At 64.6% G+C, this 14,561-nt stretch carries 14 protein-coding genes and 1 pseudogene; 1 reads left to right on the plus strand and 14 read right to left on the minus strand.

The window, feature by feature from the left end:
* Position 1: 1 nt before the first annotated feature.
* Entirely contained in the window at positions 2-175 is a 174-nt protein-coding gene (locus A4F85_RS30890) for a hypothetical protein (RefSeq protein ID WP_012204476.1), read from the plus strand.
* A 25-nt stretch (positions 176-200) separates the two neighbouring features.
* Here the strand turns inward: A4F85_RS30890 and A4F85_RS11895 are convergent, their stop codons facing one another.
* From A4F85_RS11895 to A4F85_RS11950, 14 genes and pseudogenes are all read right to left on the minus strand, one after another.
* A complete protein-coding gene (locus tag A4F85_RS11895; RefSeq protein WP_012204475.1) occupies positions 201-1,196 on the minus strand; it encodes a rhodanese-like domain-containing protein in 996 nt (331 codons plus the stop codon).
* A gap of 109 nt (positions 1,197-1,305) precedes the next feature.
* Positions 1,306-2,214: an alpha/beta fold hydrolase gene (locus tag A4F85_RS11900; RefSeq protein ID WP_013803324.1), complete on the minus strand. Its 909-nt coding sequence runs from the start codon at positions 2,212-2,214 to the stop codon at positions 1,306-1,308.
* Between the two features lie 65 nt (positions 2,215-2,279).
* A complete protein-coding gene (locus A4F85_RS11905; protein ID WP_063326692.1) occupies positions 2,280-4,496 on the minus strand; it encodes a 3-hydroxybutyrate oligomer hydrolase family protein in 2,217 nt (738 codons plus the stop codon).
* A gap of 51 nt (positions 4,497-4,547) precedes the next feature.
* Positions 4,548-5,615 (minus strand): branched-chain amino acid ABC transporter permease, encoded by a 1,068-nt coding sequence (locus tag A4F85_RS11910; protein WP_063327966.1) that lies wholly within the window; start codon positions 5,613-5,615, stop codon positions 4,548-4,550.
* A 13-nt stretch (positions 5,616-5,628) separates the two neighbouring features.
* The gene (locus tag A4F85_RS11915; RefSeq protein WP_016454052.1) at positions 5,629-6,621 is read right to left on the minus strand and encodes a branched-chain amino acid ABC transporter permease; all 993 of its coding nucleotides are present in this window, start codon (positions 6,619-6,621) and stop codon (positions 5,629-5,631) included.
* Positions 6,618-7,361: a branched-chain amino acid ABC transporter ATP-binding protein gene (locus tag A4F85_RS11920; RefSeq protein ID WP_043823826.1), complete on the minus strand. Its 744-nt coding sequence runs from the start codon at positions 7,359-7,361 to the stop codon at positions 6,618-6,620. The genes A4F85_RS11915 and A4F85_RS11920 overlap by 4 nt, the downstream gene beginning before the upstream one ends.
* Positions 7,358-8,140, minus strand: coding sequence for an ABC transporter ATP-binding protein (locus A4F85_RS11925; protein ID WP_063326693.1), 783 nt, complete (start codon positions 8,138-8,140; stop codon positions 7,358-7,360). The genes A4F85_RS11920 and A4F85_RS11925 overlap by 4 nt, the downstream gene beginning before the upstream one ends.
* Before the next feature lie 3 nt (positions 8,141-8,143).
* Complete coding sequence (locus tag A4F85_RS11930) at positions 8,144-9,346, minus strand: substrate-binding domain-containing protein (RefSeq protein WP_063326694.1); 1,203 nt, start codon at positions 9,344-9,346, stop codon at positions 8,144-8,146.
* A 267-nt stretch (positions 9,347-9,613) separates the two neighbouring features.
* Positions 9,614-10,639, minus strand: a complete 1,026-nt coding sequence (locus A4F85_RS11935; protein ID WP_013803331.1) for a methionine synthase — start codon at positions 10,637-10,639, stop codon at positions 9,614-9,616.
* A 108-nt stretch (positions 10,640-10,747) separates the two neighbouring features.
* On the minus strand, positions 10,748-11,731 hold the full coding sequence (locus A4F85_RS11940) for a DUF1852 domain-containing protein (protein ID WP_063326695.1): 984 nt from the start codon (positions 11,729-11,731) through the stop codon (positions 10,748-10,750).
* A gap of 43 nt (positions 11,732-11,774) precedes the next feature.
* Entirely contained in the window at positions 11,775-12,356 is a 582-nt protein-coding gene (gene msuE / locus A4F85_RS11945) for an FMN reductase (protein WP_063326696.1), read from the minus strand.
* A gap of 213 nt (positions 12,357-12,569) precedes the next feature.
* Positions 12,570-12,748 (minus strand): annotated as a pseudogene (locus A4F85_RS29605) (ABC transporter permease); the annotation flags it as partial.
* Between the two features lie 35 nt (positions 12,749-12,783).
* Positions 12,784-13,269, minus strand: a complete 486-nt coding sequence (locus A4F85_RS31130) for a hypothetical protein (protein ID WP_231890531.1) — start codon at positions 13,267-13,269, stop codon at positions 12,784-12,786.
* Between the two features lie 10 nt (positions 13,270-13,279).
* Positions 13,280-14,170: a hypothetical protein gene (locus A4F85_RS11950; protein ID WP_156517008.1), complete on the minus strand. Its 891-nt coding sequence runs from the start codon at positions 14,168-14,170 to the stop codon at positions 13,280-13,282.
* Positions 14,171-14,561 lie beyond the last annotated feature (391 nt).

A 14,561-nucleotide genomic window follows, 5' to 3' on the forward strand; every position in this document is an offset into this window, starting at 1 on the left:
CATGACACAGCAAAACACCCTGCGCGCGGTCTTCTGGGCCGTGCTCGTCCTCTTCCTGGCCTGGGACCACCTGCACTCGCCGCCCGTGGACCTGCGCTTCGAGGCGCCGCTGATCGCGGCCGGCTCGGGCAAGGCCACGCAAGGCGGGCACTGCTCGATGCCGGCGGGCAAATAGGCCAAGGCCAAGGCCAAGGTCAAGGTCAGGGCACGCTGGGCGCCGGCCCCTCGTCCGCGCTGGCCGTCACGGGCAGCGGCGCGGTTTCCACGTCGAAGCCAGCCGCCTGCCAGGCCTTGAGGCCGCCCACCAGCGGGCGCACGTTGGCAAAGCCGGCGCGCTGCAGCTGGCGCGCCAGGCGGGCGGCGGATATCTCGTTGGGGCAGTCGCAGTAGATCACCAGCCCGTGGGGATGGTCGTGCTGGGGCAGCAGGTGCGCATGCGACTCGCCGCCATCGCGCGGGCGCAGCTCCCAGGACTGGGCGCCGGGGATATGGCCCTGGCGGTACTGCGGCAGGGCGCGCACATCGATCACCGTGGGCTCCATGCCCTGGGCATGCAGGCCCGCCAGTTCGCGCACCGACATGCGCGGCATGCGCAATGAACGCACCATGCGATGGCGCTGCCACCACTTGCGCACGATGAACAGCCCCAGCGCCACGCCCAGCAGCAACAGGCCCCACTGGCCCAGCGCCGTGAGCACGCCCAGCAGGTCTTCCACCGTGGAGCTGAACAGCGAGCCCAGGTACACGGCCGAGCCCACCCAGATCAGCGCGCCCAGCCCGTCATACAGCACGAAGCTGCGCAGCGGCGTGCCCATCACCCCGGCCAGCGCGCTGGCGATGGAGGCGAAGCCCGGCACGAACTTGGCCACCAGCAGCGACCTTGCGCCCCAGCGGCCGTAGACGGTCTCGGTCTGGCGGATGCAGGCATCGGGCGACAGCGAGATGCGGCAGATGCGGCCCAGCACCCGGTGGCCGTAGGCCTTGCCGGCCTGGTACCAGAACAGGTCGGCAATCAGCGCCGCGCTCACGGCCACGGCCACCAGCCACAGCAGGCGCACCCAGTCGGCGCCTTCCAGCGCGCCGGTCACGACCAGCACCGGGTAGGCCGGAATCGGCGCACCCAGCTGTTCGACGAACACATTGAGAAAGACGATGCCGAAGCCGTACTCGCGGATCAGCTCCACCAGAAAACCCATGTCAGGCCTCTCTTGCCCAGACGGTGCCCGCGCCCGAAAAGAAGGCGAGGCTGCACCCGCCGCAAATGCTAGCGCGGCAGCAACATCCGCGCCCGGCCCGGGTTGATGCTCAGCCGCGCTGCAGATGCTCCAGCACCCATTGCCAGTGCGCGGGCACGTTCAGCGCCGGCGCATGGCCGCAGCCGGGCACCTCCTGCCAATGCAGCAGGCCACGCGCGCCGGGGCCGCGCGTGGCCATTTCCCGGGCCACCTCGGGCAGCACCAGGTCCGAGTCCACGCCGCGCAGCAGCAGTACGGGGATCTCCAGCGCGTCGTAGTGCGGCCAGATGCCGTAGTCGTCCTCATGGGCCGTGAACTGCTCGATCATGGCCGGGTCGTAGTGCGGCGTGACGCGCCCATCGGGCAGGCGGCGCACGCTGGTTTCGGTGAGCTTGCGCCACTCTGCCTCGCTGAGCCAGCCATAGGGCCGGTAGGCCTGGCGAAAGAAGGCCTCCAGCTCGCCCACCGTATCGAAGGCCGGGGGCTGGCCCGCATAGGACCTGATGCGCGCCAGCGCCGACTCGGCCAGCTGCGGCGCATTGTCATTGAGCACCAGCGTCGCAATGCGTGCGCGCAGCGACGGCTCGAACAGGCCCGAGGCGCAGACCGTGCCGATCGCCCCGCCCATGGACGTGCCCACCCAGTGCGCGCGCTCCAGCCCCAGCGCATCGAACAGCCCGCGCGCAATGCGGGCGTAGAAGCCCAGCCGGTATTCCTCGCGCGGCGCGCGGCTCCACTGGCTCAGGCCCCGGCCCGGCGTGTCGGGGCAGATCACGCGCCAGCCCTGGCCTGCCAGGAACTGCGCCAGTGCATCCATGTCGCGCCCCGTGCGTGCCAGCCCGTGCCAGGCGACGACGGTGCCCGCTGGCGACACATCGGGCGCGGGCTGCCAGTCCATGTAGTGGATCTCGTAGCCCGCGCATTGCGTGTAGCAGGAAGCGGGTACGGGCGCGGATGAGGGAGATGCTTTGGAAGCCATGGGAGAAATCTCTGCTGTGCAGGAGCGGCCGGCCGCCTTGGCCGCCGGCCGCTCCAGGGCCTGGCTCACTCAGGAATGCGGATCAGCCCGTCGCTGACCTCGATGGTGTTGGCCGTGCTGGGCCGCGCCACGAAGGGCGGCACCTGGGCCGCCGTGATGGCGGGCGCCGCGCCCGGCTGGCCGCCGCGCGGCGTGGTGCGCACCACCTGGCTGGCGGGCAGCGCGGTGCTGCTGCGCAGGTTGGCCCACACGGCATCCATGGCCTGGTTGAAGTACGGATGCAGCGGCACGAAGCGCGTGTCGAAGCCGGAGAACGGCAGGAAGGCATCGAAGTGCTGGGCATTCACCACCTCGATATAGCGCAGCCGCGTGTTGCTGCCGTCCAGCCCCCGGTTGAGCACCGTGTAGGCGCGCGCATTGTGGTTGACCGGCACCAGCGCATCGCTGCGGCCCGCCACGATGATGGTGGGCTTGCCGCGCAGCTTGGCGGTGTGCAGCACCTCGTTGATGCCGGCGCGCACGGCGTCGCTCTGGGCACGCGTGGGCACGCTGCTTTCGGAGAGGTTGAAGCCGGTCACCGGATCGAAGCCCGTCACCAGCGCGTGCTGGCACAGCGCGTTGTCCAGGCCGAGGTCGGCCACGCGCGTGGAGGGCGACACGGCAAACTGCCAGGCCTTGGCCCCGCCCACCGAGTCGTTGTAGACCACCGTGGCGGGCGTGCCGTTGGCCGTGCCATTGGCCGTGGCAAAGCTCTGGGCCAGCGCAGCCCCCGTGGCGGGCACCACGTCGCCCGTGGCATTGGCGGCCGCAAAGCTGGTGCGGCACAGGTTGGCATCCACGCCAGACCGGCCATAGGCCATGGTGTACATGGCCGACAGGATGGGGCCGTTGCCCAGCGCGTAGTGGGCGTTGTGCATGGCGTCATGGTCGCGCGTCCAGCCGTACAGGCGCAGCTTGCTCAGCGCATTGGCGGCGCGGTCGGCCGTAGTGGCGCCGATGACCAGGCCCTTGGCAGCCAGGCTGGTGCAGCGTGCCTCGGCCCGCGCCGTCATGGCGGTGAGGCCTATGTAGTTGAAGATGGATGTCTCGGTCAGCGCCGCATCGGGGGCCAGCGCCGCGCAGGGCTGGTAGATGTTGCCGTAGGTGGTGTACTCGGCCAGCGGGCGGCCCGGGTTGGGCATGGTCGCATTGCCCACGGCAATGGTGTAGCCCTGGCGCGTGGGCATCTCGGTCACGGGTTCGGAGGCCACCACGCCGTCGATCAGGCCGTCCGCATCCAGCTCGGCCGCGCGCAGCACGGCCGCGCCGCCGTTGGAGGCCGAGCCTGCCAGCACCAGCGTGTTGTCCTTGCCGAAGGGCACGGGGTCCTGCGTGGTGCCATAGCGGGCATTGAGCACGTACAGCGCATAGCGGGCCGCGGCCAGGGTGTCGTTGCCCCAGTCCTTTTCAGGGTTCTGCTGGGAATGCGCGTGCTTGATGGCAATGCGGTTGGGAAACGCCGCGTTGTAGGCGGCGCGCGCCGCATCGGTCAGCCGTGCGGCAAAGAAGGACAGGCTGCCCGCATCCGTGCGCGTGGCGCGCGTGCCGTCCAGCTTGTTGACGGTGTCGTCGCTCAGGTTGTGCAGGCCCACGCCCTTGCCCGCATCGGTCAGCGCCACGGCGCAGCCCTTCTTCAGGCCCCACTCGCCCGCCGTGCCGATGGCGCCATACAAGCCGCGCGAGCCAGAGGACGGGCCCAGCACGATGCACGGCCGGTTGCGGTCAAAACTGTCCGGCACCTGCACGGCCACCATGGTCTGCTTGCGGCCCGTGCCGTCGTCCAACACGGCCAGGTACTCGCGCCCGGGGATCAGCCCTTCGCCCGTGGTCACCTGCCCGTCTGCCGTGATGTTGGGGCCGTACAGCGTGCCGTAGCCGCCGCCCGCCGTGGGGTCCAGGATGCCCCGGTAGTTGGAGTACAGCGCATTGCGCCGAAGCTCCGCCGCCGTGGGATTGGCTGGGTCCGCATACAGGGGCGCGGCTGCGGCGCCCAGGCCGGTCTTGCCCAGGCCGCCCGTCAGCAAGTCCTGCGTGGCTGCCGTGGCGCCCGTGCCGGTGGCCGTGGCCGGATACACCGTGGCGCCCAGCTCGGTAAAGCCCTTGGGCAGATCGTTGCTGGGATCACGTCCTTCGGCGCCGCAGGCCGCCAGCGTGGCTACGGCCAGAGCCGTGAAAGCCCAGCGCCAGGGGGCGGACTCCTCCGTTCGCTCATTCAAAAATGCCAACTCTTCAGCCTTGAACATGCCATCTCCTAGTGATAGTTCTCTGATGCACGAATGCGCCAGGGGCCCTGGTCAGGCTCCGGCGCGGGAAGAACGCAGACGCCCCACGACGCCCGTGGGGAAATAGTAGACCGACAACACGAACAGCACGCCCAGCCACAGCAGCCAGCGGTCGGGAGACAGCAGCGCGGCCAGCCAGGGCAGGCTGTGCGCGGCTTCGCTGGCCACGCGCAGCAGGTCCTGCAGATAGCTCTGGGCGATGAGAAACAGCACCGAGCCGATCGCCGCGCCATAGATGGTGCCCATGCCGCCGATCACCACGATCAGCAGGCAGTCCATCATGATCTCGAACGACAGCGAGGTATCTGGCCCGTTATAACGCAGCCACAGCGCCAGCATGGCCCCGGCCACACAGGCGAACAGGGCCGACAGCACGCTGGACAGCGTGCGGTACACCACCACCCGGTAGCCGATGGCCTCGGCACGGAACTCGTTCTCGCGGATGGCCTGCAGCACGCGGCCGAACGGGGAATTGACGATGCGCAGCAGCGCCAGCACCAGCGCCACGGCCAGCACGAACAGCAGGTAGTAGGTGATGATGCGCCCGTCGATCAGCACGCCCAGCACCTCGTTCTCGAAGGGCTCGAAGCTGGGCGACAGCCACTCGGGCAGCTTGAAGCTCAGCCCGTCCTCCCCGCCCGTCCATTCCGACAGTTGGGAGGCCAGCGTCTGGAACGCCGCCGCCACGGCCAGCGTGATCATGGCAAAGAAGATGGCGCGCACCCGCAGCGAGAACAGGCCGATGGCCAGCGACAGCAGCAGCGACACCAGCAGCGCCGCGGCCAAGCCCAGCGCCAGCGCGCCCCAGCCCGCGCCCATGCGCGACGATGCAATCGCCACGCCATAGGCGCCAATGCCGAAGAACATGGTGTGCGCAAAGCTCACGATGCCGGTGTAGCCCAGCAGCAGATCGAAGCTGGCCACCAGCACCACGAAGATCAGCACCTTGGCCGCCACGTTCAGCGCCTTCACGCCAGGGAACACGAAGGGCGCCGCCGCCAGCCCCAGGAAGATCAACAGCAGCAGCACCGCCAGCACGCGGCTGCGCGGCATGTCGCCGGAAAGCAATCGGTTGAGCATGTCGATCACTCCTTCAGCGGTTCGCCACGGGATAGACGCCCTGCGGGCGCCACAGCAGGATGGCCACCATCAAAGCAATGTTGGAAAACAGCGCCACCTTGGGCACCAGGAACCCCGTGTAGTTGGCCATCAGCCCCACCAGCAGCGCGCCGATCAGCGCCCCGCCCGTGCTGCCCAGCCCGCCGATGATGATCACGATGAAGATCAGCACATTCACCTGCGCCCCCATCTGAGGCACCACGCTCTGCTGGTACATGCCCCACATCACCCCGCCCAGCCCGGCCAGGGCCGAGCCCGCCACGAACACGCCCACGAACAGGCGGCGCACGCGGTAGCCCAGGGCCTCCACCATCTCGCGGTCCTGCACGCCCGCGCGGATCAGCAGGCCGATCTTGGTGCGCGACAGCGTCCAGGCCAGCAGCGCAAACACCGCCAGCCCCACCAGCACGGCCACCACGCGGTACTTTTCCACGGCGGCATCGCCCAGCAGCCAGGCTCCCTTCATGCCCTGGGGCAGCGGCAGCGGAATCTGCTGCGGGCCCCAGATGAGCTTGATCAGTTCCTCGCCGATGATCATGCCGCCCATGGTGATCAGGATCTGCTTGAGATGCTGGCCGTACACGGGCCGCACGATGAAGCGCTCGAACGCCAGCCCGATGGCGCCCGCCACCAGCATGGCCACCACCATGGCCGGCAGCACGGCCAGCAGGTTGCGCCACAGCTGCTCGGACCCCGTCCAGTCGCCCATGGCACCCAGCACGCTGGTGGCCACGAAGGCACCCAGCGCGATGAACACGCCGTGGCCGAAGTTCAGCACGTCCATCAGCCCGAACACCAGCGTCAGCCCCGAGGCGATGATGAACACGATCATCCCCATGGCCAGCCCCGCCACCGTCAGCGTCAGCCAGGTCGAGGCCGAGCCCACCAGCGGCAGCGCCACCAGGGCCAGCACCGGCACCAGCAGCAGCGGCTTGAAATCCACATCCAGCTTGTTCAGCTTGTTCATAGCGAAAGCCCCAGCAGCGACTGCTGCAACGCCGCGTCTGCCGAGAACTCGGCCATGCCGCCCGCGTGCACCACGCGGCCGTTGTCCATCACCGCCACGCGGTCGCCCAGGCGGCGCGCAAAGCCCAGGTTCTGCTCCACCAGCACAATCGTCGTGCCGCCCGCCTTGAGCTGCGCGAAGGCCGCGATCATGTTCTCGATGATGGCCGGTGCCAGGCCCTTGCTGGGCTCGTCCACGATCAGCAGATCACGCGGCTCCACGATGGCGCGCGCCACCGCCACCATCTGCTTTTGCCCGCCCGACAGCTTGCCGGCCGGGTGGTTCCAGAACTTCTCCACGGCCGGGAACATGCCGAAGATCCACTGCAGCCGCTGCGCGTCCATGCGGTCGGCGCGCGAGGCGCCGCGCGCGGCCAGCAGCAGGTTTTCCTGCACCGTCAGGTCCGCGAAGATGCCCATGTTCTCGGGCACATAGGCAATGTTCAGCCGCGCGATCGCCGGCGTGGGCAGGGCCGTGATGTCGGCCCCGCCAAAGGCGATGCGTCCCTGGCTGGCCCGCCACAGGCCCATGATGGTGCGCAGCGTGGTCGTCTTGCCCGCGCCGTTGCGCCCCAGCAGCATGGTCAGCTGCCCGCGCGGCACGGCCAGGTCCACGCCATGCAGGATGTGATAGGCCCCGATATGTGTGTGCACGCCCGACAGCTCAAGCAGGTTGGAGTGGGAACTGTGGTCGAGCGTCATGCGGCCTCCTTCACGGCGCCCTGCTCCGGCACCACACCCAGGTAGGCCTGCTGCACCACAGGCGAGGCAATGACTTCGGCCGGCGGCCCATCGGCCACCAGCGTGCCATTGGTCAGCACGATGATGCGGTCGGCCAGCTCGCGCACCACATCCATCTTGTGCTCCACCAGCAGGATGATCTTGCTGCGGTCCTGCTTGAGCTTGCGTATCAGGTCCAGGATCACCGGCGCCTCGTCATGGCTCATGCCAGCCGTGGGCTCGTCGAACATATAGACCTGGGGTTCCAGCGCCATCAGCAAGGCCACCTCCAGCTTGCGCTGGTCGCCATGCGGCAGCGCGGCCACGGCCTCGTCGCGCCGGGCGGACAGGGCCACCTGGTCGAGGATGTACAGCGCCCGCTGCGTGAGCGCGCGGTGGTCGCTCCAGATGCTCCACAGGTTCAGGCCGCGCCGGTGCGGCCCCTCGTCGCGCGCCTGCACGGCCAGGCGCACGTTCTCCAGCACGCTCAGGTGCGGGAACAGATTGGTGAGCTGGAACGCCCGCCCCAGCCCGGCGCGCGTGCGCGCCGAAGGGGCCAGCCCCGTCAGCTCGCGACTGCCCAGCAGCACGCGCCCGGCAGTGGCCTTGAGCTGCCCCGAGATCAGGTTGAAATACGTGGTCTTGCCCGCCCCGTTGGGACCCACGATGGCCGTCAGCGTGCCCGGCTCGAAAGCGCAGCTCACGCCGTTGACGGCCACATGGCCCCCGAAGCGGATGGTCAGATCCTCTGTGCGCAACATTGCTCAGCGGCCGTTGCGGATGGGAACCTGCATCTCCTCGGGCTTGATCTCGCGCACCAGCTCGGGCACGCCCCAGGCCAGCGCCGGGTCCACGCGGATCTTGAAGTGGTACATGCTCTGCAGGGCCTGGTGGTCTTCCTTGCGGAAGGTCATCTGGCCCTTGGGCGTGTCGAAGCTCATGCCCTCCATGGCCTTGATCAGCGTGTTGGTCTTGGTGTCTCCACCTGTCTTCTTGAGCGCCGTCACGATGGCCATGGCCGCAGAGAAACCGCCCGCCGTGAAGAAATCCGGCGGCGTCTTGTACTGCTTGTAGTGCATGGACACCAGCGCCTCGTTCACCGGGTTCTTGGGAATGCCGTAGTAGTAGTACGTGGCGCCTTCCATGCCCGGCAGATTCTTGTAGGCCGCCATGGCGGGCAGGATGTTGCCGCCCGTGGCGATCTCGATCCCGTAGCGCTTGAGATCCATGTCCGCGATCTTGAACGGATTGCCCGCCCCGGCCCACACGATCCAGATGATCTTCCTGCCCGGCTGGTCCTTGAGCTTGTCGATCAGCCGCTGCGCCCCTGCCGTGAAATCCGTGGTGGCCGCGGGCAGGTACTCCTCATGCGCCAGCTTGCCCTTCTTGATGGAATCCTTGAAGGCCTTCACCCCGTCGCGGCCGAAGGCGTTGTCCTGGGCCAGCGTGGCAATCGTCACGCCCGCCTTGTCGATGGCCACGGCATTGCTGATGGCGTCCTGGCTGGAGTTGCGGCCCGTGCGGAAGATGTACTTGTTCCACTTGTCGCCCGTGATCGAATCGGCCACGGCCGGCTCCACCAGCAAAATCTTCTTGTACTCCTCGGCCACCGGCAGCATGGCCAGCGCCACGCCGGACGACGTGGGCCCCACGGCCAGATCGGCCTTGTCATCGGAATACGCCGTGGCCAGCAGGCTCTTGCCCAGGTCGGGCTTGCCCTGGTCGTCCTTCTCGATCACCACCAGCTTTTTGCCATTCACCGCCATGCTGCCGCCCGTGGCGTACTCCAGCCCCATCAGCAGCCCCGCCTGGGTCTGCTTGCCATAGGCCTCCAGCGCGCCGGTCTTGCTGTAGACGTGGGCAATGCGGATCTCGCCCTGCTGGGCCATGGCGGCAGGAGCCGCAGCGACCATGGTGGCCATGGCGGAGAGTGCGAGGGCGGAATGCAGGAAGGGGCGGCGTTGCATGGTTTGTCTCCTTGGGTTGGCGGCTGGGCTGGCGCCCGCTGCTTTTGTGGGGAGGGACCATGCATGCTTTGTGCCAGGCAGGCCCAGGCGGGCCAAGCAGGCGCAATGGCGGGCACTGGCAGAGCACGGGCAGCGAATGCCCGAATATTGAACAGATTCAGTGTCTTGACTTCAGACAGTTGCCTGAATCCGATACAGGGCAAACCATGAACCCCTGGCCCCCCTTGCACCCCAGGGTTCTGCCCCTGCGCTTGGCCACGCAGGGCATCAGGCCTTGGCGAGCCGCTCCTTTGCCAGCTTCGTGCCTTCTGCCAGCGCCTTCAGCTTGCGCCACGCCACGTCCCGGCCCATGGGCGCCAGGCCGCAATTCGTGCAGGGGAACAGCCGCTCCTTCGGCACGAACTCCAGTGCCCGGCCGATGGTGTCCGCCACTTCCTCGGGTGTCTCCACCACGTCGCTGGCCACATCGATCACGCCGACCATCACGTCCTTGCCGGCCAGCAGCCTCATCAGGTCGGGCGGCACGTGGGAGTGGATGCATTCCAGGCTCACCTGGTCGATGCGGCTCCTGGCCAGCGCGGGAAACACCGTCTCGTACTGGCGCCATTCCTCGCCCAGCGTGCTCTTCCAGTCCGTATTGGCCTTGATCCCGTAGCCGTAGCAGATATGCACGGCCGTCGTGCAGGTCAGGCCCTGCGCTGCGCGCTCCAGCGCCTGCACGCCCCAGTCGGCGGCATCCTTCATGTAGACATTGAAGGCGGGCTCGTCGAACTGGATGATGTCCACGCCGTCGGCCTGCAGCGCCAGGGCCTCCTGGTTGAGCAGCTCGGCAAAGGCGAAGGCCATCTTGACCTTGTCGCCATAGAAGCGGTCCGCCACGGTATCGACGATGGTCATCGGGCCGGGCAGCGTGAACTTCAGCTTCTTCCTGGTGTGCGCACGCGCCAGCTGCGCCTCGAAGGCATGCACGCGGCCCTTCAGGCGCAGGGCGGCAACCACCTGCGGCACCATCGCGTCGTAGCGGTTGTCGCGGATGCCCATCTTCACCTTGTTGTCGAAGTCGATGCCCTCCACCTGCTCCAGAAAGCCATGCACGAAATGCTGGCGCGACTGCTCGCCGTCGCACACGATGTCCAGGCCTGCATCTTCCTGGGCCTTGATCCACAGCAGGGTTGCATCGGCCTTGGCCTGGCGAAGCGCATCGCCCTCGGCCCGCCACTGGGGCCAGAGCTTGTTGGTTTCGGCCAGCCAGGCTGGCTTGGGCAGGCTGCCGGCGATAGAGGTTTCAAACATCGGAGAATTCCTTCAAGGCAAAAAGGGGTGGTGCCAGCGTACTTCAGGACCGTTGTCCCAAGCCGCTGTGCAATCAATGAAAAATGGTCTGTCTGTCTGTCTAGCCGGTCAGAGCGCGCAATCGGCTGCCCATTGCTCAAGAACATTCCTGTACGGCTTGATGAAATGCTCCTGCGCAAACCTGCCCTGCTTGACAGCCAGCTGGCTGCGCTCTTCGCGGTCATAGACAATCTGCGTCAACGAGTAATCATGGTTCTTCAGGCTCGGCTGATAGATTTTTCCTGCCGCGCAATTGGCGTTGTAGATCTCGGGGCGATAAATCTTCTGGAAGGTTTCCATGGTGCTGATGGTGCCGATCAACTCAAGATTCGTGTAGTCGGCCAGCAGGTCGCCCTGAAAATAGAAAGCCAGGGGTGCCACGCTATTGGGCGGCATGAAGAATCGAACCTGCATTCCCATCTTCCCGAAATACCGGTCCGTAGATGACAACTCATTTTGCTGATACTCGGCACCCAGTACGGGATGCTGGTTTCCGGTGCGCTGATAGGTCTTGCTGGTAGAGGCGCTGATGCAGATGACGGGGGGCTTGTTGAAGTGCTCCCTGTACGTGCTCGAACGGGCGAATTGCTTGAACAGCTTGCCATGCAGGTCGCCAAAATCGTCCGGCGTGCTGAACTCCTGGCGGTTGATGTTGTACTCCGGCAGCAGAACGCTGAAGTCATAGTCACGCACGTAGGATGAGAAATTGTTCCCTGCAATGCCGGCTATGCGCTTGTTCGATTTTCTGTCGAGAATGCTGGTCTTCAATATCTCGATCAACGGAAATACACCACTTCCCATCTCCGCGCCCATGCCCATCTCCACGGAGATGATGTCCAGCTCGACTGAATAGCGGTCTCCCGTCGGATTGTCCCAATGCGCCAGGTCATTGAAGCGGTTGTCAATCATCCTCAGCGTATGGCGCAGGTTCTGTTGCCGGCTCGTTCCCCGGGCCAGATTGGCAAAGTTGGTGGTAATGCGCGTGCTGTCCGATGGGTGATAGTTCTCATCGAAACGGATGCTCTTGAGGCTGAAGTGCAGTTCTGCGTTCATGGTGATCCAATGACCTGATTTAGAAATAAAAAAGTGGGTTGACTCAGGCCGCAGCCATTTCCTCGGCCAGGCAGGGCCTGGCGCGATGCATCAGCTCGACCAGCGGCAATGCCCGTTGCACCGCCAGTGCGGCCCGCTGTATCAGGGTCTCGTCGTGCAGGCGGTAGTCCACGAAATCCTTGTCGGTCGCGTAGACGCCCAGCGGCAGCGTGCGCGCCTGGAAGAAGCTGAACAGCGGCCGCAGCTGGTGGTCGATCACCAGCGCATGGCGCTCGCTGCCACCGGTGGCAGCCAGCAGCACGGGCTTGTCGATCAAGGCGTCCTGGTGGACGAAGTCGAAGAAGTGCTTGAACAGCCCGGTGTAGGCGCCACGAAAGACCGGTGTGGCCACCACCAGCACATCCGCCTGCTCCACCGCCGCAAGCTCACGCGCCACCATCTCGGGCAACTGCGAGCGCCACACCGCGCCGGCAAGCTGCGGCGCAAGCTGGCCCAGCTCCACCAGGCGCTGTTCGCACGGAACTTCGTCGGCGATCAGATCAGAAAGATGCTCTGCCAGGGCGGCAGATTTGGAGGGGCGTTGCAGTCCACCGGAAACGGCGACCAGACGGAGCGGACGTGACATGGCTGCTTTCACGCGAGATGGCCAAGTTCAGCGCAAGAGCCGGCTCTGGCATCCATGCGATCCGAGGGTGTGGTGTTGACCATGACTGCTTCCCAAATGCAAACGAACAATGGGAGCGAATGGTATGGATGCAAATCGATGAAGTAAAATGGTTTTAATTCACAGATGCATGAGCCACACTCATGATCAGGCGTGATCCCGCCCCTCTTACCCATCGGCCTTGTCATCGGAATACGCCGTGGCCAGCAGGCTCTTGCCCAAGTCGAGCTTGCTCTGGTCGTCCTTCTCGATCACCACCAGCTTCCCATGCTGCCGCCCGTGGCGTACTCCAGTCCCATCAGCAACCCGGCCTGGGTCTGCTTGCCATAGGCCTCCAGCGCACCCGTCTTGCTGGGGCCAGTACTGAATGCTTGCTCAGAGCCTCTTCTTATCTGCCAACCGCGGCCTGCTCCCTGACCCACTCCCTACTTTTTCCACGCACGCACCATTCTGGTTTTTTGACCCAATCAGTGAAATACATATTGGGGTGATCTTCCAAAATATTGCAACGCACATAACCCATTTTTGGCATAGCGTAGTATTGCAGCGGAGTAACCACAAAAATACAAACAGCAATCAAGGAGGCTCCAAATATATTGCTCATGCAAAAAATGCGGTCAATAATTTTCGCCACCGAAGCACCGCATGGAATGGCTTTAAGCACTGAACCAATAGCCACAATGATTGAAATGATGATGATGTAAATTGACAGAGGTGCTCCGGGAGTTATTCTTACCATCGCCGATCTCTCCGAAATTTCCTCTATTGCAGAAATCAAACCAACATCCAAAACCCACAACCCCATCAACAAGAGACCGATGCAAAACGGTATTACCCAAATGATCATCCCACGAATTCTTTTTAAATCATGCATTTTTTATCATTCATTTGATTCTATAAGAAACCATGTTCAAATTTAAGTCAGGCGCTCCGAGCGGCTTGCACTCATCGGATTTCAACAAATACAGCCCGACATCGGTTCCCCCAGGAATACTTTTCAGGGAATCAACAACTCTCTCCTTTATTTTGAATTTCCTGTCCATCATATTCAAGGCAATTCCAGAAACAAATACAACCACAGCCATGGTAAACAAAGGAGCAACTGCGACAGCCGTGACTATCGGCACCATGAATCCAGCTATAAGTCCTATCGAGGTCGCCAGCCCTGCCTTCACCGCTTCCACCCCAATCCCGCCCACCAGATCATGCATGGTCTTCTCGTCATTGAAGATGAAGTCCAGCGTCTCGACGGCAGTGGAAACAACGATGCTCAGGATGAAGCCGCCCTTGGCCACGTTCTGCAGGCCACGCATTCCCAGGCCCATCTGGATCATGCGTGGGTGCGTGGCCAAAAAGCGTGTGCCCTGCAGCAACTGATGCCGAAAGCCTGCTCGACCTTTGATGATGATGTAGGGGCCCTTGGACGTTGTCTTGATGTAGGTACCTGCCCCGGCAATACCCAGTGCGATCAGTGTCTTGGCGATCAGATAGCTGTCGGTTGCAGCCAATGCCGCAGGAAGGGTTACGGGCTTTTCGGCACCGGGGCTGACTGTCTGGCGCCAGTACCGCCCCAGTGCACTCTGGGCCAGGATGCCATGCAACCGCTCGGCCAGCCGCGGGTCGCGGCGGGCCTTGTCCTGCAGGATGCCTACGTACTCCTGGGGCGTGAGCACCAGTACATCTGCCTGTCGGCTGCTCATGGCATTGGCCATTTGCCGGTTGAAGGCCTTGGTGTAGTCGATATAAGGACGGGAGCTGTCTGTGAATTCGCTCATGGCAGTGTTGTCATTGGTGCAATCTCGAAAAAAAGCGCTGCCTGGCTTGCCTTCGGTGGCTATTTCCAATGACGGGCTGTTGCTGAAGAGAAAGTCCCTGGCCTGCGTGCGAAAACGCGGCGCACCGGGCTTGCGCAATTGCCATGGGAGTGGCAACTGTGCGCGGTAGACCGGCGTACGCCTCGCCTGTGGATTTTTCAGGTTATGTGGGCGTTTGCAGGGGCCGCACGCGATGCCGTTGCGCCAACAGTCAAATCTCATGCGCCAAAGTGCAAAAAATTGCCACGGCCAGCACCATAGGCGCAGCAAATCCCGGCATACAGGCGCTTGCCGCCCTTGATTCAGCCAAATGAAGCGAGGAACGAGCCGGCATTGCAGGCCCGATATGCCG

Source organism: Delftia sp. GW456-R20 (assembly GCF_001622915.1).
Classification (GTDB): domain Bacteria; phylum Pseudomonadota; class Gammaproteobacteria; order Burkholderiales; family Burkholderiaceae_C; genus Comamonas; species Comamonas acidovorans.